This window comes from Paraburkholderia sp. D15, from assembly GCF_029910215.1.
Taxonomy (GTDB): domain Bacteria; phylum Pseudomonadota; class Gammaproteobacteria; order Burkholderiales; family Burkholderiaceae; genus Paraburkholderia.
This window is the reverse complement of the sequence record NZ_CP110396.1, coordinates 849461-868531: the sequence shown is the minus strand read 5'-3', so window position 1 is coordinate 868531 and position 19071 is coordinate 849461. Positions and strand designations below refer to the sequence as shown.

The window sequence follows — 19071 nt, the reverse complement described above, 5'->3', positions numbered from 1 at the left end:
GCCCGTTGCGCACGCAAGCATCGAATGGAATGCATTGAAGCGCGCGGCCCTGGGGCCGGCATCGTCCGATTGGACGAGAGTTCGTTAGCACGCTCTGCGAAACTTGTCGCGGCTAAGTACTTCCACCGATGCAGGCGAACGGGGCGGCCCGTAAGCTTGGCGTCGCGATGCAAAATCGCATGGAGGACGGAGCGTGTTGATGGAGACAAGATGGGCCCCCGAAGAGGGCCAGTCCGCGAGCGAACTCGCGGACCTGAACGTCGCGCAATTCAGCGAACTTGCCGCGCGGCTTTATCAAGGACCGCTGGAAAGCACCCCCTGGGCAAGTGCGCTCGAACTGATCCGCGGATCGCTGGACGCGAGCTACGTGACGCTGATTCTGCGTTCGCCGTCGAGCGACCGGCGCGGGCTGATGGTCCACGCATCGGAGGCGGGCTCGGGTGTGCCGGGCGAAGCGTCGTACAACAACTACTACTATTCGCTCGACCCGTTCGTCGGCCTGCCCGCCGATCGCGTGGTGACGGTCGACGAAGTGTTCGGCGATACCGGCTGGCTCACCAGCGAGCTGTACAAGCAGTTCCTGAAGCCCGCCGACATCCGCTACATCATGGGCGCGGATCTGCGCACGGAGTCCGGCGTGGAGTGCCGCTTCCGGGTATGCCGGCGTCATGACGCCACGCATTTTTCCGCACGCGACAAGGCGTTCTGCGCATTGTTGCTGCCGCATCTGCGGCGCGCGGTCGAGCTGCATTCGCGGCTCGACATCGTCGAATCGGAACGCACGCTGTACGCGAGCGCGATCGACCGGATGCTGGTGGGCACGGTCACGCTCGACGAAAGCGGCGCGATCATGCGCACCAACAGCGTGGCCGACGAGATTCTCGCGGAAGGCAAGGGGTTGCGCATCGCGCACGGCAACGTGGAGGCGACCGACGCGCAGGAGAACCGCAACCTGCAACGCCTCGTGCGTCATGCGTTAATGGGCCACTTCGGCACCGCCGCGCCGATCGTCGAGGCGATGCCGATCACGCGCGGCTGCGACAAGCCGAAACTCGGCGTGCTGGTGCGGACCATTCCGCTATCGGACTGGTCCGAGGACAACAAGCGGCGCCCGGCGACCGTGCTGTTTCTGCGCGACCCGGACCGCAAGTCGCAAGGCTCGCAGGAGATCGTGCGCAAGCTGTTCGATCTCACGCCGGCCGAGACCTCGCTCGCGTTGCTGTTGACCAATGGGCTCACGCTCGAAGAGGCCGCCGACGAGCTGGGCATCAGCAAGAACACGGCGCGCGCGCATCTGCGGGCGATCTTCTCGAAGACCGGCGTGACGCGCCAGGCCACGCTCGTGCGCATTCTGCTGGGCAGCGTGGTGCCGCTGGGTTAATCGCGACGCGTCACGCGCGACGTGTCGCGCGTTAAGTCACATCACGTTCAGCCTCACGGGCGCGTACCCCGCGCCCGTGAGCTCACCGCTCAGGCATTCGCCCGCTTCTGCGACAACACCAGCAGCGCGCCGTTCTTATCCTCCAGCACCGCGCGCCACTCGTGCGGCCCCTGCTGCACCGGCACCCGCACCGACGCGCCCGCCGCGACCACGCGCGCCATCGCCGCGTACAGATCGTCGTCTTCGTCGACCTTGAACACCAGCGCCGCGCGCTCGACGATCCGTTCCTCGCCGGCCACCAGCGCCACCGTCATGCTCACGCCGTCGAGCGCGCAATAGCGCTCGCCGTCGCGGAATTTCACCGCCAGTCCCAAGCCGTCGACAAAAAGCGGCAGTGCCGCGTCGATCGAGTCGACCGGATACAGCATCATCGAAGCCTTCATTGCCTTGCACTCCCCTGGTTGTGCGTCGTGGTTCGCGCGCCCGCTCGTTGGGGCGCGAATCGATCGTAGCGTCGCGCCGGCGGGTCGCACTAGGTCCGATCGGACTAGCCCGTCAAAAACGGAAAAGCGTCGCACAGGACCGTGAAAACCCTGTGGCAGCGCGTGAAAAAACTGCTGCGTGCCGGCCGGCGAACCCGCCCTCGCCAAATTGCGCTCCGTTAACCCAAACAGACGATGCCGACAAGCCCGCGCGATCTGAAACTCCGTTGCGTGGACCGTCACGATCCTCACCGGGTTCGGCGCCTGAGAACGGGCTGCCGCCCGATTCAGCACAGTCCAAAATTCATGGAGACGCACGCAATGAAGTTTTCTCTGATTTACGAAGCCCAGACCACGGACGCTTCGCGGGAAGGCGACCACCGGGTTTTCAAGGAAACCGTCGAACAGGCGCTGCTGGCCGAGCAAGTCGGCTTCGACACCATCTGGTGCGTCGAACACACGTCGCTGACGAACTATGCGCACATGAGCGCGCCGGAAACCTTTCTCGCGTATCTCGCGGGCCGCACCACGCGCATCGGCCTCGGCCACGGCGTGATCTGCCTGCCGCCCGCGATGAACCATCCGATCAAGGTCGCGGAGCGCGTCGCGATGCTCGACATCCTGTCGGGCGGGCGCGTGCACTTCGGCGTCGGCAAGGGCGGCAGCCAGCAGGAAGCCGGCGCGTTCGGCTACGACCTCGCGGAACTGCAGCCGATGATCGACGAGTCGATGTATCTGGTGCCGAAGATGTTCGTGCAGGACGAGATCGAACACGACGGCAAGTACATCAAGATTCCTAAGCGTCCGATTCACCCGAAGCCGTTCCAGGACCCGCATCCGCCGATGTACATGGCCTGCACCAATAGCGACGGCCTGGTGCGCGCCGGACAACGCGGTCTTGGCGCGCTGGTGCTCGGTTTCGGCGGCCCGGACGAAGTGGCGAAGAAGAACGCGCTGTATCGCGACGCATGGGCGAGCCGCAAGCCCGAGGACCAGGTCGGCTTCCGTCCGACCCAGCATCTCGCCGCGCTGTGCCCGACGGTGGTGATGAGCGACGGCCAGCAGGCGCGCAAGATCGGCATTCGCGGCCAGCGCTACTTCATGGAATCGCTCGCGTACTGGTACACCGGCGGCGAACGTCCCGATCCGTCGAAGTGGGGCGACGATCTGGTGCAGGGCAACACCGGCGAAATGGTGATCCGCTCGCGCTTCGCGTCGGAAGAAGTGGTGGTCGACTTCAGCGACCCGGCGCTCTCGATGATGAACCCGAACCACGCATACGGCACCGTCGACGATTGCATCGGCTACGTGGGCCGTCTGATGGAAGCGGGCGTCGACGAAGTGCTGTTCCTGTGCCAGATGGGCACCGTGCCGCACGAAGCGCAGCTCGAAACGATCCGCAACATCGGCGAGCACGTGATTCCTTATTTCAACCGCCTGAAGGCGGGCAAGGAAAAGGCGCAGGCCGTCGCCTGACGCCGCGCGCACGCGAAACGGCCGCGCGCGCCGCTAGTCTCTTCAGACGATGCGACGCGGCGGCCGGCCCTCGAAGATGAAACGCCCTCAGACAGTTTCACACGAGAAAACATAGGAGACAGCCGTGCATCGCGACAACGATTCGAACGCCCTTGCAGCCGAACTGATTGCCCGCGCCGAGGCGCTGGCGCCGGTGCTGGCCGGACGCGCCGCGCAGGCCGAGGCCAACGGGCGGATTCCCGCCGGGACGATCGCCGACTTTCAGGCGGCGGGTTTCTTCAAGGTGCTGCAGCCCAAGCGCTACGGCGGCTACGAACTCGACCCGCAGACCTTCTTCGAGATCCAGATGGCGGTGGCGCGCGGCTGCATGTCGAGCGCATGGGTGTACGGCGTGGTCGGCGTGCACAACTGGCAGCTCGCGCTGTTCGACGAACGCGCGCAGCAGGACGTGTGGGGGCGCGACCCGAGCACGTTGATCGCCTCGACGTATATGCCGGTGGGGCGCGTGACGCCGGTCGAAGGCGGCTTCCGTCTCTCGGGTCACTGGAAATTTTCAAGCGGCAGCGAGCTGTGCGAGTGGGTGTTTCTCGGCGCGCTGGTGCCGCCGGCGAAGGACGGCGAACCGCCCGAGTACCGCACCTTCCTGCTGCCGAAAAGCGACTACACGATCCAGCAGGACTGGGACGTGCTCGGTCTGCGCGCGACCGGCAGTCACGACATCCTCGTGGACGACGTGTTCGTGCCCGACTACCGCACGCATAAGGCGATCGACGGGATGATGGGCACCAGCCCGGGCCTCGCCGTCAACGACGCGCCGCTGTTCCATCTGCCGTTCGCGCAGATCTTCGTGCGCGCGGTGTGCACCGCGTGTATCGGCGCGTTGCAAGGCGCGCTCGACGATTTCACCGGCTATGCCGCGACTCGCGTCAGCGCCAACAGCGGCGCGAAAACCACCGACGACACCGGCGCGCAAACCGCCTGCGCGAACGCGGCGGTCGCCGTCGACGAAATGAAGGTGCTGCTCAAGCGCAATTTCGCCGAGTTGATGGACGCGGCCAACGGCGGCCCGGACGTGTCGATCGAACGGCGCGTGCTGTTCCGGTATCAATCGGCGCAGGTGGCCGAGCGTTGCGCGCAGGCGGCCAATGCGCTGCTGCGTTACGCGGGCGGCAACGGCATCTACAACCGTAATCCGCTGGTGCGGCGCTTTCTCGATCTGCACGCCGCGCGCGCGCACTACGCGAACAACGTCGACCGTTTCGGACAGAACCTCGGCGCGGTGATGCTGGGCCGCCCGAATACCGATTTCTTCATCTGACGGGCGCCGTCATGAGCGAACAGACAAGCGAAACCCACGCGTTCGACGTGGTGGTGATCGGCTCCGGCGCGGGCGGCATGCTGGCCGCCTGCCGCGCGGCCGACCGCGGTCTTTCCGTGGTGGTGCTCGAAAAGAGCGACAAATACGGCGGCACCTCGGCGGTGTCGGGCGGCGGCATCTGGATTCCGTGCAATCACCACATCGCCGAACTCGGCGCGACCGATACGCGCGAAGCGGCCCGCACCTATCTCGACGCCTGCACGGAAGGCCTGACGGCGAGCGAGAAGATCGACGCCTATCTCGACACCGCGCCCGAGATGCTGCGCTACCTCGAAACGAAGACGCCGGTGCGTTACCAGTCGCTGGCGAAATACGCGGACTATTTCCAGCATCTGCCCGGCGCGATGCCGGGCTATCGCGCGCTCGATCCGCTGCCGTTCGACGGCGCATTGCTCGGCGCCGAATTCGCGCGGCTGCGCGATCCGTCGCCGGGCACGCTGGTCGGCGGCCGCGTGGCGGTGACCTCGAAGGAAGCGCAGCAGATGCTGTCGAAGGCGCCGGGTTATATCGGCCTCGCGGTGCGGCAGTTCGGCCGCTACTGGCTCGACCTGCGCATGCGGCTGCGCACGCGCCGCGACCGCCGTCTGACGCTCGGCAACGCGCTCACCGGCGGTCTGCGGCGCGCGCTGCTCGATCGCCAGGTACCGGTGTGGCTGGAGGCGCCGATGTGCGAAGTGCTTGAGGACCAGGGACGCGTGAGCGGCGTGGTGATCGAACGCGAGGGCCGCCGGGTTCGTGTGCTCGCGCAGCGCGGCGTGATTCTCGCGGCGGGCGGCTTCGAACGCAATCAGGCGATGCGCGCGCGCTTCCTGCCGCAACCCACGCAAACGCATTGGAGCGCGACGCCCCCCGCCAACACGGGCGACGCGATCGCGGTTGGCATGCAGCTCGGCGCAGGCATCGCGCTGATGGAGCACGTGTGGGGCGCGCCGACCGTGCACGTCGAGCGCGAGGAAAAGCAGCGTGCGCTGTTCGTCGAGCGCAATCTGCCGGGCTGCGTGATCGTCAACGGACTCGGCAAGCGCTTCGTCAACGAGGCGGGACCGTACTCGGAGATCGTCCGTGCGATGTATCGCGATCACGAACAAACCGGCGCGAGCGTGCCGGCGTGGATGGTGTTCGATGCGCGTTTTCGCCGCAACTATCCATGCGGTCCGGTCATGCCGGCGTCGATGATGCCCGACTCGCGCATTCCGCCCGCGTTCCGTTCGCTGTTGCACAAGGCCGGATCGCTTGATGAACTGGCCGCGCAGATCGGCGTGAACGCCGAGGGCCTGCGCGACACGGTCGCGAAGATGAACCGCTACGCCGCGAGCGGCGTGGACGAGGAATTCGGCAAGGGCGGCAACGTGTTCGACACCTACTACGGCGACCCGAGCGTGAAGCCGAACCCCTGTCTCGCACCCATCGAAACCGGCCCGTACTACGCGGTGCGCGTCGACGCGGGCGACATCGGCACGAAGGGCGGGCTCGTCACCGACGCGCTGGCGCGTGTGCTGCGCGAGGACGGTTCGCCGATCGAGGGGCTCTTCGCGATCGGCAACACGAGCGCGTCGATGATGGGGGCGAGCTATCCGGGCGCGGGCTCGACGCTCGGACCCGCGATGACCTTCGGCTACATCGCCGCCAACCATCTCGCCGGCGACGGCGCGGCGTCGAGTGCTGCTTCAGGCGCTGCTTCCGGCGTTGCTTCCGGCGCAGTTTCACGATCCCCCAGCGAACTTCGCGGAGTCACATCATGACCGAACTCAACACCCATCCGCTGCGCGCCGACATGTTGCTGGCCATGCGCCGTCTCGCGCGCTCGGTCGCCGTGATCAGCTGCAGCGACGGCGAGCGCCGCTATTCGATGTCGGCGACGGCGGTCGATTCGCTGTCCACCGAGCCGCCTTCGCTGCTGATCTGCGTGAACCGCAATTCGTCGATCTTTCCGCCGCTCGACAAGGGCGCGGCGTTCGGCGTGAACGTGCTGTCGGCGCAGCATCAGCACATCGCGATCGACTGCAGCGGCCGCCTGAAGGGCGAGGACCGCTTCAGTACCGGCGACTGGCAGCGTTCCGCGCAAGGCGTGCCGTTTCTGCTCGACGCGCAGGCGAGCCTGATCTGCGAGCAGGACGGCCGCTTCGACTACGGCACGCACGCGATCTTTATCGGTCGCGTGGAGCAGGTGCTGATCAGCGGCGAAGTCGATCCGCTGGTGTACGTCGACGGCGCCTATACGACCGCGACACCGCCCGTGCGCTGCGCGGCCGCTTGAACGAGGCATCGCGCGCCATGTCCACCTGCGCTGAAGCCCGCCACGACCACGCGACGCCGGTGGAGGCGCCGCTCGTCGTCGACGATCCCGCGCGAGTCCGCTGGGACGACGTGTGCGACGTGCTGGTGGCCGGCTTCGGCGCGGCCGGCGCGTGCGCCGCGCTGGAAGCGGCGGCGGCCGGCGCGAAAGTGCGCATTGTCGAGCGCTTCGAAGGCGGCGGCGCGAGCGCGAAAAGCGGCGGCGTGGTGTACGCGGGCGGCGGCACACCGTACCAGCGCGAAGCGGGTTACGCGGATACGCCCGAGGCGATGTTCGCGTACCTGCAGCACGAAGTGGGCGACGCCGTAACCGCCGCCACGCTGCGCCGTTTCTGCGCGGGCAGCGCGGAGATGCTGCGCTGGCTCGAACGGCTCGGCGTGCGCTTTGCCGCGACGGTGCCGCCGCGCAAGACCTCGTATCCGCAGAACGGCTATTACCTGTACTACTCCGGCAACGAAGCGGTGGGCGATGCCGCGCGTGCGCATCCACCCGCGCCGCGCGGTCATCGCGTGGTCGGCGACGGCATGTCGGGCCGCGTGCTGTACGACACCTTGCGCGACGCGGTCGACGCGCAGCCGTTCATCGACACGCTGTGCCACGCGAGCGTGCGCCGCCTCGTCACGGATCGCGGCGGCCGCGTGATCGGCGCGCAGGTCTGGCAGGTCGCGCCGGGCCGCGCGCAGCGTGCGCACACACGGCTCGCGCGCTGGGCGGATCGGCTGCACAACGGCATGCCCGCATGGGCCGACCGTTTGCGCGAGGCCTTGCATCGCGTGGAGCTGCGCGAGAGCCGCCTCATCACGATCAAGGCCGATGCGGTGATTCTCAGCACCGGCGGCTTCATCTTCAACCGCGCGATGGTGGCGCGTCACGCACCGCGCTATCTGCCGAACTGGCGGCTCGGCGCGACCGGCTGCGACGGCTCGGGCATTCGCCTCGGCGAGTCGGCGGGCGGCGTGGCGACGCGCCTCGAACGCGTGTCCGCGTGGCGCTTCATCAACCCGCCGTATGCGTGGGCGCAAGGCTGCGTGGTGGACCGCCGCGGCGCGCGTTTCTGCAACGAGGAAGTCTATGGCGCGGCGCTCGGTCATGCGATGTGCGAAACGCGCGACGGCCACGCATGGCTGATTCTCGACGCGCGTCTCGTCAGGCAAGCGCTGCGCGAATGTCTGCGCGGCGGACTGTGGGCGTTTCAAAGCGTGCCCGCGCTGCTGCTGATGCTGGCCGGCCGCAAGCGTGCCGCGTCGGTGACGGAACTTGCCGGGCGCATCGGCTGCGATCCGGCGGTGCTCGCGCAGACCGTCGACATTTATAACGCCGCCGCGCAACAGGGCGTGGACCGCGAGTTCGGCAAATCCTCCGCGATGCTGCAGCCGCTCGCGCACGGCCCTTACTACGCGATCGATATCTCCGCGAGCAGCCGCGTGTTCCCGTGTCCGTCGATCACGCTGGGCGGCTTGCGCGTCGACGAGACCAGCAATGCGGTGCTGTCCGCTGGCGGTGAACCGGTCGCGGGCCTGTTCGCCGCCGGCCGCGCCGCGTGCGGACTGGCGTCGAATCATTACGTGAGCGGCTTGTCGCTCGCCGACTGTATCTGGTCCGGCCGCCAGGCAGGCCGGGCCGCCGCGGGCGCGGTTCTCGCGAACGGCGCCCATTTTCTGACTGCAACCGATTGACACTGAAAGAGAGAACGAAGATGGGAGACAGACTCAAAGGCAAGATCGCCATCGTGACGGGCGCCGCGAGCGGCGTCGGCAAGCAGGACGCGCTGCTGTTCGCGCGCGAAGGCGCGCGCGTGGTGCTGACCGACGTCAACGAGGAAGCGGGCCGCGCGGTGGCGGCGGAAATCGGCGACGCGGCGCGTTTCGTGCGTCACGACATCACCTCCGAGGCGGGCTGGAACGACGTGTTCGGCGCCGCGCAAGCGAGCTTCGGCACGCCGGACGTGCTGGTCAACAATGCCGCCGTGCTGCTGCTCGGCAGCATCGAGGACACCACCCTCGAACAATGGCAGAACGTGCTGCGCATCAATGCGGAAGGCTACTTCCTCGGCTGCCGCGCGGCGGTCAAGGCGATGAAGGAGAAGGGCGGTTCGATCGTCAATATGTCGTCGGTCGCGGCGCTCGGCGGCCTCGGCGCGTTCTGCGCGTACTCGGCCAGCAAGGGCGCGGTGACCGCGCTCACGCGCGCGATCGCCGCGCACTGCAAGCAGCAGGGCTACCGCGTGCGCTGCAATACGATCCACCCGGACGGCATTCTCACGCCGATGACCGAGCCGTTCTTCGGTGCGGCCGAAGGCACGCGCGAGGCGCTGACCCAGGCGGTCGATCCGCATGCGCGCATGTGTCTGCCGGAAGACATCGCGAATCTGGTGCTGTTCCTCGCGTCGGACGAATCGCGCTTCATCAACGGCAGCGAGTATCGGATCGATAACGCGCAGTTGATCATGGGCGTGGCCTGAGTCCTCCCGCCATGGCCGACACGCGTTTTCACCGGCTCAAGGTGGCGGACGTGATCGCGGAGAGCGCCGATGCGCGCTCTTTCGTGTTCGATCTGCCGCCAACGCTGCGCGAGCAGTTCAGCTATCGCCCGGGGCAGTTTCTCACGCTCAAGGTGCCGTGCGCCGACGCGGTCGTGCAGCGCTGCTATTCGCTGTCGAGCGCGCCGGGCATCGACGCCGCGCCGAAAATCACCATCAAGCGGGTGCGCGACGGACGCGCGTCGAACTGGATGTGCGACAGCGTGCAGCCCGGCGACGAACTCGACGTGATGGCGCCGGCCGGCGTCTTCACGCCGCGTTCGCTCGAAGGCGATCTGCTGCTGTTCGCGGGCGGCAGCGGCATCACGCCGGTGCTGTCGATTCTGAAGTCGGCGCTGGTCAATGGACGCGGCATGCTGACGCTGATCTACGCGAACCGCGACGCGCAGTCGGTGATTTTCGCCGACGAGTTGCGCCAGCTCGGACAGCGGCACGCGGGACGGTTGCGCGTGATTCATTGGCTCGACAGCGTGCAGGGGATTCCGCAGCAGCGTCATCTGGAAGAACTCGCGCGGCCGTGGAGCACGCAGGAATGTTTTATCTGCGGACCGGCGCTGTTCATGGAGAACGCGTTGGCGGCGATGCTGTCGCTCGGTTTGCCGCGTGCGAAAGTGCATGTGGAGCGTTTCGTTTCGTTGCCGGATCTGCCCGATCTGCCGGCGCGGGGTAGCGGCGTCGATGCCGACGCGAACGTCGCCGCCAGCGCCGAACCCAGCGCCGAATCGCAAACCAGCGTCACCGCCGCCATCGAAACGCAACTCGACGGCGCGACCTTCCACGTCACCAGCGAACCCGGCGAGACCCTGCTCGACGCGATGCTGCGTGCCGAACTGCCCGCGCCGAACTCCTGCCGCAGCGGTTTGTGCGGCGCCTGCATGTGCCGCGTCGTGTCCGGCAGCGTGACGCTGAACGCGAACCACGTGCTCGACGCCGCCGATCTCGCCGACGGCTGGACCCTCGCGTGCAGCGCGACACCCGCCAGCGCGACGCTCCACGTCGCCTTCCCCGACTAGGTACACGACACGCGCTTCACCCGTCACCCCGCACACGGAGCGCGTGCCCCGCATTCACCCTCGAATTCATCATGACGCTCAATCACATTCTGACGACGCCCGCACTGATCGCCCAGGGCGCCGCGCGCCACGGCACGCGCACCGCGATCGAAACAACGCAGGGCAATCTCAGCTACGCGCAGCTCGACGCGGCCCGCATCGCGGCGGCGCGCGCGCTGATCGGCTGCGGCATCGAGCCGGGCGAGCGGGTGGCGATCTGGGCGCCGAACGTCGCGTCGTGGATCGTCGCGGCACTGGCGATTCACAGCGCGGGCGCCGCGCTGGTGCCGATCAACACACGCATGAAGGGGCTCGAAGCGGGCGCGATCCTGCAGGACAGCGGCGCGCGCCTGCTGTTCTGCTGCGGCACCTTCCTCGGCGATTCGTATCCGGCGATGCTGGCGCCGCATCGGCCCGAATCGCTCGAACGGATCGTCGTGTTCGACGGCGAAATCGAGCGCGGCGCGCCGGTTCATCACGGCCGCGACGAAACGTGGGACGCCTTCCTGCTGCGCGCGGCCGGCACGTCGATGGAGACGTTCCGCGAGCGCGAGGCGACGGTGCGTCCCGATACGCTGATGGACATCATGTTCACGTCCGGCACCACGGGCCGTCCGAAAGGCGTGATGACCACGCACGGCCAGAATCTGCGCGGCGTGCACGACTGGGCACGCATCGCGACGCTGCGCGGCAGCGACCGCTATCTGATCGTCAATCCGTTTTTCCACGCGTTCGGTTACAAGGCCGGCTGGCTGGCGGCGCTTGCGAGCGGCGCGACGATTCTCCCGCATCTTGTGTTCAACCCGGAGCGCGTGCTCGAACGGATCGTGCGCGACCGCGTGTCGATCCTGCCGGGACCGCCCACGCTCTACCACGCGCTGCTCGACATGCCGGATCTCGCGGCGCGCGATCTGTCGTCGCTACGCGTGGCGGTGACGGGCGCGGCGGCGATCGCGCCGAGCCTGATCGAACGAATGCGCGCGGAACTCGGCTTCGAGACCGTGCTGACCGGCTACGGCCTGACGGAGTCGTGCGGCTTCGCGACGCTGTGCCGGCCCGGCGACGACGCCGAAACCGTCGCGCACACCTCGGGCCGCGCGATGCCCGGCGTCGAGATCCGCATCGCCGACGGCCATGGCGTGGCCTTGCCCGCCGGCGCGACCGGCGAGGTGCAGATTCGCGGCTACAACGTGATGCAGGGTTACTTCGGACAACGCGAGCCGAGCGGCCAGAGCAACGAAACGATCGACGCGGACGGCTGGCTGCACACCGGCGACCTCGGCTCGCTCGACGCCAACGGCTATCTGCGCATCACCGACCGCATCAAGGACATGTTCATCGTCGGCGGCTTCAATTGCTATCCGGCGGAGATCGAGCGGCTGTTCAGCGCGCATCCGGCGGTCGCGCAGGTCGCGCTGATCGGCGTGCCCGACGCGCGGCTCGGCGAAGTGGGGCACGCGTTCGTGGTGCTGCGCGCGGGGCAGACGGCGAGCGTCGACGCACTGATCGACTGGGCGCGCGGCAACATGGCGAACTACAAGGTGCCGCGCTATCTGTCGATCGTCGAACGGCTGCCGGTCAGCGCGGCCGGCAAGGTGCTCAAGTACCGTCTGCGCGAAGGCGCGGGCGACGAGCCGGACAACCCGTCCGCAAGCCCCGCGAACGCCGTCGCAAGCTAGTCCCAACAGACGATGTAGCACCGCTCCCCCAGCGCCAGAATAAGCCTGACAACAACGGTTTCTGGAGGAGTCGGAGATGATCGAAGTGCGGGCTTTAGGCTACGTCGTCGTGCAGTCGACCCAGGTCGACACATGGCGCGATTACGCCGAAAAAGTGCTGGGCATGCAGACCCAGGATGCCGCGGACGGCGCGCTGTATCTGAAGATGGACGAGCGCGATTTCCGCTACCTGATCGTGCCCGGCGACAGCGACCGCTACGTCGCGTCCGGCTGGGAACTGGCCGACGCCGCCGCGTTCGATCACGCGATCCGCGCGCTCGAACTGTGCGGCATGGAAGCGGTCCGCGCGAGCGCCGCCGAAGCCGCGCTGCGCCGCGTGCAGGCGATGGCGTGGTGCGTGGACCCCTCGGGCAACCGTCACGAATTTTTCTGGGGCGTGCGCGCGGATTTCCGCCGCTTCGCCTCGCCGCTCGGCGTGCCGGGTTTCGTCACCGGCGCGATGGGTCTCGGCCACGCGGTGCTGCCCGCGCCGCAGTTCGACGCGACCGATGCATTCCTGCGCAACGTGATGGGCTTCGAGCTCTCCGACATCTTCCGCGTGCGCTTCACCGACGACCCCGCCGAACCCGAGAAGCGCATCCACTTCCTGCACTGCCGGAACGCGCGTCATCACAGCCTCGCGATCATGGACATGGCGGTGCCGTCCGGCTGCATTCACGTGATGGCCGAAGTCGAATCGATGGACGAAGTGGGCCGTGCGCTCGACCGCGCCGCGGCGCAGGGCGTGAAGCTCTCGGCAACGCTCGGCCGCCACTGCAACGACCGGATGATCTCGTTCTACATGAAGACGCCGGGCGGCTTCGACCTGGAATACGGCTACGGCGGCCTGACGGTCGACTGGGAACAGCACAACGTCTACGAGGCGACCCGCGTGAGCCTGTGGGGCCACGACTTCAGCGTGGGATTTCTTTGAGCCGCGATGACTGCCATGAATAAACTCGACAAACGACTCAGTGCGCGCGACGTCGTCGCGCAACTCGCCGACGGCATGACGCTCGGCATCGGCGGATGGGGGCCGCGCCGCAAACCGATGGCGCTGGTGCGCGAAATCCTCCGCTCGGATCTGAAGGACCTGACGGTGGTCGCGTACGGCGGCCCGGATGTCGGCCTGCTGTGCGCGGCGGGCAAGGTGCGCAAGGTGGTGTTCGGCTTCGTGTCGCTCGACGTGATTCCGCTCGAACCGCATTTCCGCCGCGCCCGTGAAGCCGGTGCGATCGACGTGCTCGAACTCGACGAAGGCCTGCTGCAACTCGGCCTGCGCGCGGCCGCCGCGCGTCTGCCGTTCCTGCCGACGCGCGTCGGCCTCGGCACCGACCTGCTCACGCACGCGCCGCATCTGCGGACCGTGCAGTCGCCGTACGGCGGCGAGACCTTGCTCGCCATGCCCGCGATCGAACTCGACGCCGCGCTGCTGCACGTGAATGCGGCGGACCCGATGGGCAATACGCGTATCGATGGCCCGGACCCGTTCTTCGACGCGTGGTTCGCGCGGGCGGCGAAACGGTGCTTCGTCAGCAGCGAAACGGTGGTCGAGTCGCTCGCCAGCAGCGACCTCGATCTCGCGCGCCGCAACACGTTCGAGCGTTCGCTCGTGACGGGTGTCGTGCAGGCGCCGTGCGGCGCGCATCCGACTTCGTGCGCACCGGCCTATGGCTGGGATCTGCCGCAACTGAAGGCGTATTGCGCGAGCGCCGGGGACGCGGCGCAAACAGCGGCCTATCTGCGCGACGTGGTGGGCGCCGACGAAGCCGGCTATCTGCAACGCGCAGGCGGCCGGTCCCATGTAGCGGCGTTGCCGTTGCCGATTCTGTAATGGAGCGCAGATGAGCGACTCTCTCGACTATTCCCTCGCGGAACTGATGATCGTCACCGCCGCGCGCGTCTGGCGCGACGACGGCGAAGTGCTGGCCACCGGCATCGGCACGGGGCCGCGCCTCGCGGCGGGTCTCGCGCGGCTGGCCTACAACCCCGGCCTGATGCTGACCGACGGCGAAGCGTATCTGGTGGAAAACCCGGTACCGCTCGGGCCGCGCGAAGCGGGCTATCGCGTCGAGGCATCGGGCCTGATGACCTACGAGCGCGTGTTCGATTGCGTGTGGCACGGCAAGCGTCACGCGCTGGTGATGCCCACGCAGATCGACCGCTTCGGTCAGGCGAACATCTCCTGGCTCGGCGACGACTACGCGCGCCCGAAAACGCAATTGCTCGGCGCGCGCGGTTTTCCCGGCAACAGCATCAACCATGCGAATTCGTTTTTCGTCAGCGGACACGGCAAGCGCACGTTCGTGGCCGGCGAAGTGGACATGGTGTGCAGCGTGGGCTACAACCCGGCGCGCGAGATCCCCGGCATGCGCGCATTCACCGATCTGCGCAGCGTGATTACCGATCTGTGCGTGATGGACTTCGGCGGCCCGGATCACGCGGTCCAGGTGCGCTCGCTGCATCCCGGCGTGAGCTTCGACGAAGTGCAGGAGGCCACCGGTTTCGCGTTGCTCGCGCATCCCGGCATCGCGGTGACGGCGCCGCCGACCGCGGACGATCTGCGCATCGTGCGCTCGCTCGATCCCCACAATCTGCGTGCCGCGGTGGTGCGCAACAACCCGGCGCCGCGCCGCGCGTGAGGGACGTCATGTCGATCAATCCAGCCACGGCGGCAGCCGGCGAAGCGAGCGCGTCCGGCGAGGTCGTCACCTACCAGGTGAGCGACGGCATCGCGACGGTCACCATGAACCGCCCCGAGTACCACAACGCGCAGAACTCGAAGATGACCTATGCGCTCGACGCCGCGTTCCGCCGCGCGACCGACGACGACGCGGTCAAGGTCATCGTGCTGGCCGGCGCGGGTAAGCACTTCTCGGCGGGCCACGACATCGGCACGCCGGGCCGCGACATTCATCAATCGTTCGAGCGGACCTCGCTCTGGTACGACCATGTGAACAAGGAAGGCGGCGAGTTTCTGTACGCCCGCGAGCAGGAGGTGTACCTCGGCATGTGCCGCCGCTGGCGCGATCTGCCCAAGCCGACCATCGCGATGGTGCAGGGCGCGTGCGTGGCCGGCGGCCTGATGCTGGCGTGGGTCTGCGATCTGATCGTCGCGTCCGACGATGCGTTCTTCTCCGATCCGGTCGTGCGCATGGGCATTCCCGGCGTCGAATATTTCGCGCATGCGTACGAGTTGAATCCGCGCATCGCCAAGGAGTTTCTGTTTCTCGGCGAGCGCATGGACGCGGCGCGCGCGTACCAGATGGGGATGGTGAACCGGGTCGTCACGCGCGAGCAGCTGCACGCGACCACCGCGGACATGGCAGCGAAAATCGCGCGCATGCCGCGGCTCGGTCTGACCTTGACCAAGCAGGCGGTGAACCACGTCGAGGAACTGCAGGGCAAACGCGCCGCGATGGACGCGGCGTTCGCATGGCATCACTTCGCGCATGCGCACAACGAACTGGTGAGCGGCGACAAGCTCGGCGGTTACGACGCGCGCAGGATGGCCGAGTCGCAGCGCACCGGCGGCACCGGCGGCGCCGGCAACGGAGAGCGCCCATGAGCGCCGCGCTGCATACGCCGCTGTGCGATCTGCTCGGCTGCCGCTATCCGGTCGTGCAGACCGCGATGGGCTGGGTCGCCGACGCGCGTCTGGTGGCCGCGACCTGCAACGCGGGCGGCTTCGGTTTTCTCGCCGGCGCGACGCTCGAGCCGGAGCGCGTGGAAGCCGAAATTCTGCGCGTGAAGGAACTCACTGACCGGCCGTTCGGCATCAACTTCCATATGTTCCAGCCTAACGCCGCGCAGGTCGTCGATCTGGCGATCAAGCACAAGCTGCGCGCGGTGAGCTACGGGCGCGGTCCCGACGCGAAAACCATCCGCCGTTTCAAGGACGCGGGCGTGATGTGCATTCCCACTGTCGGCGCGCCGAAACATGCGCAGAAAGCGGTCGAACTCGGCGCCGACGCTGTCACCGTGCAAGGCGCGGAAGGCGGTGGCCATACCGGCTCGATGCCGACCACGCTGCTGCTGCCGCGCGTGCTCGATGCGGTCGATGTACCGGTGATCGCGGCGGGCGGTTTCTTCGACGGACGCGGTCTGGCCGCCGCGCTCGGTTATGGCGCGGCCGGCATCGCGATGGGCACGCGCTTTCTGATGACCGAGGAATCGCCGGTGCCGCGCGCGACGCTCGAGCGCTATCTCGCCGTCGACGACCCCGCGCGGATTCGCGTGTCGGCCGCGCTCGACGGTCTGCCGCAACGGATGATCGACAACCCGTATCTGCTGCGTCTCGAAGCGTTCGGGCCGCTGCGCCGCACGCTGTTCGCGCTGCGCACCGCCGAAGCGTGGCGCCGCCAGAGCGGCCTGAGCTTCGCGAGCATGGCGTCGCTCGGCCTGAAGGCGTTGCGCGAACACAGCTACACCGCGAGCCAGACGCTGATGGCGGCGAACGCGCCGTTTCTGATTCAACGCGCGATCGTCGAGGGCGAACCGGACGAAGGCGTGCTGCCGAGCGGCCAGGCGGCCGCCGTGATCGGCGCGCTGGAATCGTGCGAAAGCCTGATCGCGCGGATCGTCGACGAGGCGACGGCGCGGCTCGACACGCTCGCCGCGATGCGCGGCATTCCGGTGCACGCGTGAAGCGCGGCCAGGTTTCGCTTTATCCGCTCATGCACATGCGCACGCTCATGCACACATCCCTTCAATCATCCGCCAATCATCTGGGACGGAGACCATGACAGAACCTCTTCACAACGTCCGTGCGCTGCCGTTCAGGATCGAACGCGCGGGCGGCATCGGCGAGTTGGTGATCGATAAGCCGCCGGTCAATGCGCTCGACACGCGCGGCTGGCACGCGCTCGCCGAAGCGATCGATGCGCTCGGCCGCGACGACAGCGTCAACGTGATCGTTCTGCGCGGCGCGGGACGCGGCTTCTGCGCGGGCGTCGATATCAAGGAACTGGCCGCGTATCCCGAGCGGATCGTCGCGGTCAACGCCGGCAACTACGCGACGTTCCGCGCGGTGCACCGCAATCCCAAACCGGTGATCGCCGCCGTGCACGGTTTCGTGCTGGGCGGCGGGATCGGCATCTGCGGCGCGGCGGACGTGATCGTCGCCTCGGAGTGCGCGCGCTTCGGCGTGCCCGAGATCGACCGCGGCGCGATGGGCGGCGGCGCTCATCTTCAGCGCATGTTCGGCGTGCAGAAAGTGCGCGCGATGTACTTCACCGGCGAGATGGTGGATGCCGCCGAGGCGTACCGGCTCGGCGCGGTGGAGCGCGTGGTGCCGCGCGAGCAGTTGCGCGACGCGGCCATGGATCTCGCGCGCAGGATCGCCGCGAAGAGCCCCGCGATGCTGCAACTCGCGAAGGAAGCGCTGAACGGCGTGGAAGACGGCGACCTCGAAGACAAATACCGCTGGGAACAGGGCTTCACGTTGCAGGCCTACATGACCAACGATTCGAGCGAGGCGCGCGCGGCCTTCGTCGAGAAACGCGACGCCCGCTTCGACGCCGGCGACGCTAACGTCGAAGTCCAGCCCGGAGCGCGCGCATGAAGCTCGACTACACGCCGGCGCAACGCGCGTTTCGCGCGGAGATTCGCGAGTGGCTTGCCGCGCATGTGCCGCGCCGGCCGCTGCCGAGTTTCGACACCGAGGCGGGGTTCGCCGCGCATCGCGCGTGGGAACGCACGCTGCATTCGGGCCGCTGGAGCATGGTCACGTGGCCGCGCGAGTTGGGCGGACGCGGTTGCGACCTGATCGAGTGGCTGATCTTCGAGGAAGAGTACTGGCGCGCCGACGCGCCGATGCGCGTCAATCAGAACGGCATCTTTCTGCTCGGCCCGACCCTGATGGACTTCGGCACGCCCGAACAGAAAGCGCGCTTTCTCCCGGCGATGGCGGCCGGCGACCACGTGTGGGCGCAAGGCTGGTCCGAGCCGAATGCGGGTTCGGACATGGCGGCGATCCGCGCGAGCGCGATCCGCACCGAAGGCGGCACCGGCGACGAATACATCCTCAACGGCCAGAAGATCTGGTCGACGCGCGCGGTGTGGGCCGACTGGCTGTTCGGTCTCTTTCGCAGCGATCCGCAATCCACGCGTCACCACGGTCTGACCTTTCTGATGGTGCCGCTGTCGACGCCCGGCATCACCGTGCGGCCGATCCGGCAACTGAACGGCCACACCGGCTTCGCCGAAATTTTCTTCGACGACGTGCGCGTGCCGGTCGAAAACCGGCTGGCGGGCGAAGGCATGGGCTGGCAGGTCGCGATGGCCACCGCCGGTTTCGAACGCGGCTTGATGCTGCGCTCGCCCGCGCGTTTTCAACGCACGGCCCAGGCGCTGCGCGATCTGTACCTCGCGCATCGCGCGGAGGCGGACCGCGATCCTACCTTGCGCGATCGGGTGAGCTCGGCGTGGATGGACGCCCAGGCCTACGCGTTGTCCACCTACGCCACCGCGAGCCGCCTGCAGAAGGGCGGTCATATCGGCGCGGAGTCGAGCACCAACAAGGTGTTCTGGTCCGAACTCGATCTGCGCATGCACCAGACCGCGCTCGACATTCTCGGGCCGCGTGCCGAAGTGTTGCCGCGCACCGATGAACAACACGCCGCGCTCGGCAACTGGCTCGACGGTTTCCTGTTCGCGCAGGCCGGGCCGATCTACGCCGGCACCAACGAGATCCAGCGGAACATCGTCGCGGAACGGATGCTGGGCATGCCGCGCTCGTGATGCCGGTG

At 67.7% G+C, this 19071-nt stretch carries 17 protein-coding genes; 16 read left to right on the top strand and 1 reads right to left on the bottom strand.

Annotated elements, in window-relative coordinates; genetic code table 11:
- Positions 1-199 precede the first annotated feature (199 nt).
- Complete coding sequence (locus LFL96_RS23660) at positions 200-1381, top strand: helix-turn-helix transcriptional regulator (RefSeq protein ID WP_281003129.1); 1182 nt, start codon at positions 200-202, stop codon at positions 1379-1381.
- An 89-nt stretch (positions 1382-1470) separates the two neighbouring features.
- On the opposite strand, the gene LFL96_RS23655 is transcribed toward LFL96_RS23660, so the two are convergent.
- Positions 1471-1824 (bottom strand): VOC family protein, encoded by a 354-nt coding sequence (locus LFL96_RS23655; RefSeq protein ID WP_281003128.1) that lies wholly within the window; start codon positions 1822-1824, stop codon positions 1471-1473.
- A gap of 360 nt (positions 1825-2184) precedes the next feature.
- On the opposite strand from LFL96_RS23655, the gene LFL96_RS23650 reads away from it, so the two are divergent.
- From LFL96_RS23650 to LFL96_RS23580, 15 genes are all read left to right on the top strand, one after another.
- On the top strand, positions 2185-3339 hold the full coding sequence (locus LFL96_RS23650; RefSeq protein ID WP_281003127.1) for an LLM class flavin-dependent oxidoreductase: 1155 nt from the start codon (positions 2185-2187) through the stop codon (positions 3337-3339).
- Positions 3340-3463: 124 nt separating this feature from the next.
- The gene (locus LFL96_RS23645; protein ID WP_281003126.1) at positions 3464-4657 is read left to right on the top strand and encodes a flavin-dependent monooxygenase; all 1194 of its coding nucleotides are present in this window, start codon (positions 3464-3466) and stop codon (positions 4655-4657) included.
- A gap of 11 nt (positions 4658-4668) precedes the next feature.
- The gene (locus LFL96_RS23640) at positions 4669-6459 is read left to right on the top strand and encodes an FAD-dependent oxidoreductase (RefSeq protein ID WP_281003125.1); all 1791 of its coding nucleotides are present in this window, start codon (positions 4669-4671) and stop codon (positions 6457-6459) included.
- Entirely contained in the window at positions 6456-6974 is a 519-nt protein-coding gene (locus tag LFL96_RS23635; RefSeq protein ID WP_281003124.1) for a flavin reductase family protein, read from the top strand. The genes LFL96_RS23640 and LFL96_RS23635 overlap by 4 nt, the downstream gene beginning before the upstream one ends.
- Before the next feature lie 17 nt (positions 6975-6991).
- Complete coding sequence (locus tag LFL96_RS23630; RefSeq protein WP_281003123.1) at positions 6992-8689, top strand: FAD-binding protein; 1698 nt, start codon at positions 6992-6994, stop codon at positions 8687-8689.
- Positions 8690-8709: 20 nt separating this feature from the next.
- Positions 8710-9474, top strand: coding sequence for an SDR family oxidoreductase (locus tag LFL96_RS23625; RefSeq protein ID WP_281003122.1), 765 nt, complete (start codon positions 8710-8712; stop codon positions 9472-9474).
- Between the two features lie 11 nt (positions 9475-9485).
- Positions 9486-10565: a ferredoxin--NADP reductase gene (locus LFL96_RS23620; protein ID WP_281003121.1), complete on the top strand. Its 1080-nt coding sequence runs from the start codon at positions 9486-9488 to the stop codon at positions 10563-10565.
- A 71-nt stretch (positions 10566-10636) separates the two neighbouring features.
- Entirely contained in the window at positions 10637-12283 is a 1647-nt protein-coding gene (locus tag LFL96_RS23615; RefSeq protein WP_281003120.1) for a FadD3 family acyl-CoA ligase, read from the top strand.
- A gap of 76 nt (positions 12284-12359) precedes the next feature.
- A complete protein-coding gene (locus tag LFL96_RS23610) occupies positions 12360-13256 on the top strand; it encodes a VOC family protein (protein WP_281003119.1) in 897 nt (298 codons plus the stop codon).
- Positions 13257-13271: 15 nt separating this feature from the next.
- Entirely contained in the window at positions 13272-14156 is an 885-nt protein-coding gene (locus tag LFL96_RS23605; RefSeq protein ID WP_281003118.1) for a CoA-transferase, read from the top strand.
- Positions 14157-14166: 10 nt separating this feature from the next.
- On the top strand, positions 14167-14964 hold the full coding sequence (locus LFL96_RS23600; RefSeq protein ID WP_281003117.1) for a ketoacid CoA transferase: 798 nt from the start codon (positions 14167-14169) through the stop codon (positions 14962-14964).
- Between the two features lie 8 nt (positions 14965-14972).
- The gene (locus LFL96_RS23595; RefSeq protein ID WP_281003116.1) at positions 14973-15890 is read left to right on the top strand and encodes an enoyl-CoA hydratase; all 918 of its coding nucleotides are present in this window, start codon (positions 14973-14975) and stop codon (positions 15888-15890) included.
- A complete protein-coding gene (locus tag LFL96_RS23590) occupies positions 15887-16969 on the top strand; it encodes a nitronate monooxygenase (protein ID WP_281003115.1) in 1083 nt (360 codons plus the stop codon). Before LFL96_RS23595 ends, LFL96_RS23590 begins: the two co-directional genes overlap by 4 nt.
- Positions 16970-17063: 94 nt before the next feature.
- Positions 17064-17885: an enoyl-CoA hydratase family protein gene (locus LFL96_RS23585; protein ID WP_281003114.1), complete on the top strand. Its 822-nt coding sequence runs from the start codon at positions 17064-17066 to the stop codon at positions 17883-17885.
- A complete protein-coding gene (locus LFL96_RS23580; RefSeq protein ID WP_281003113.1) occupies positions 17882-19063 on the top strand; it encodes an acyl-CoA dehydrogenase family protein in 1182 nt (393 codons plus the stop codon). Before LFL96_RS23585 ends, LFL96_RS23580 begins: the two co-directional genes overlap by 4 nt.
- Positions 19064-19071: the final 8 nt, after the last annotated feature.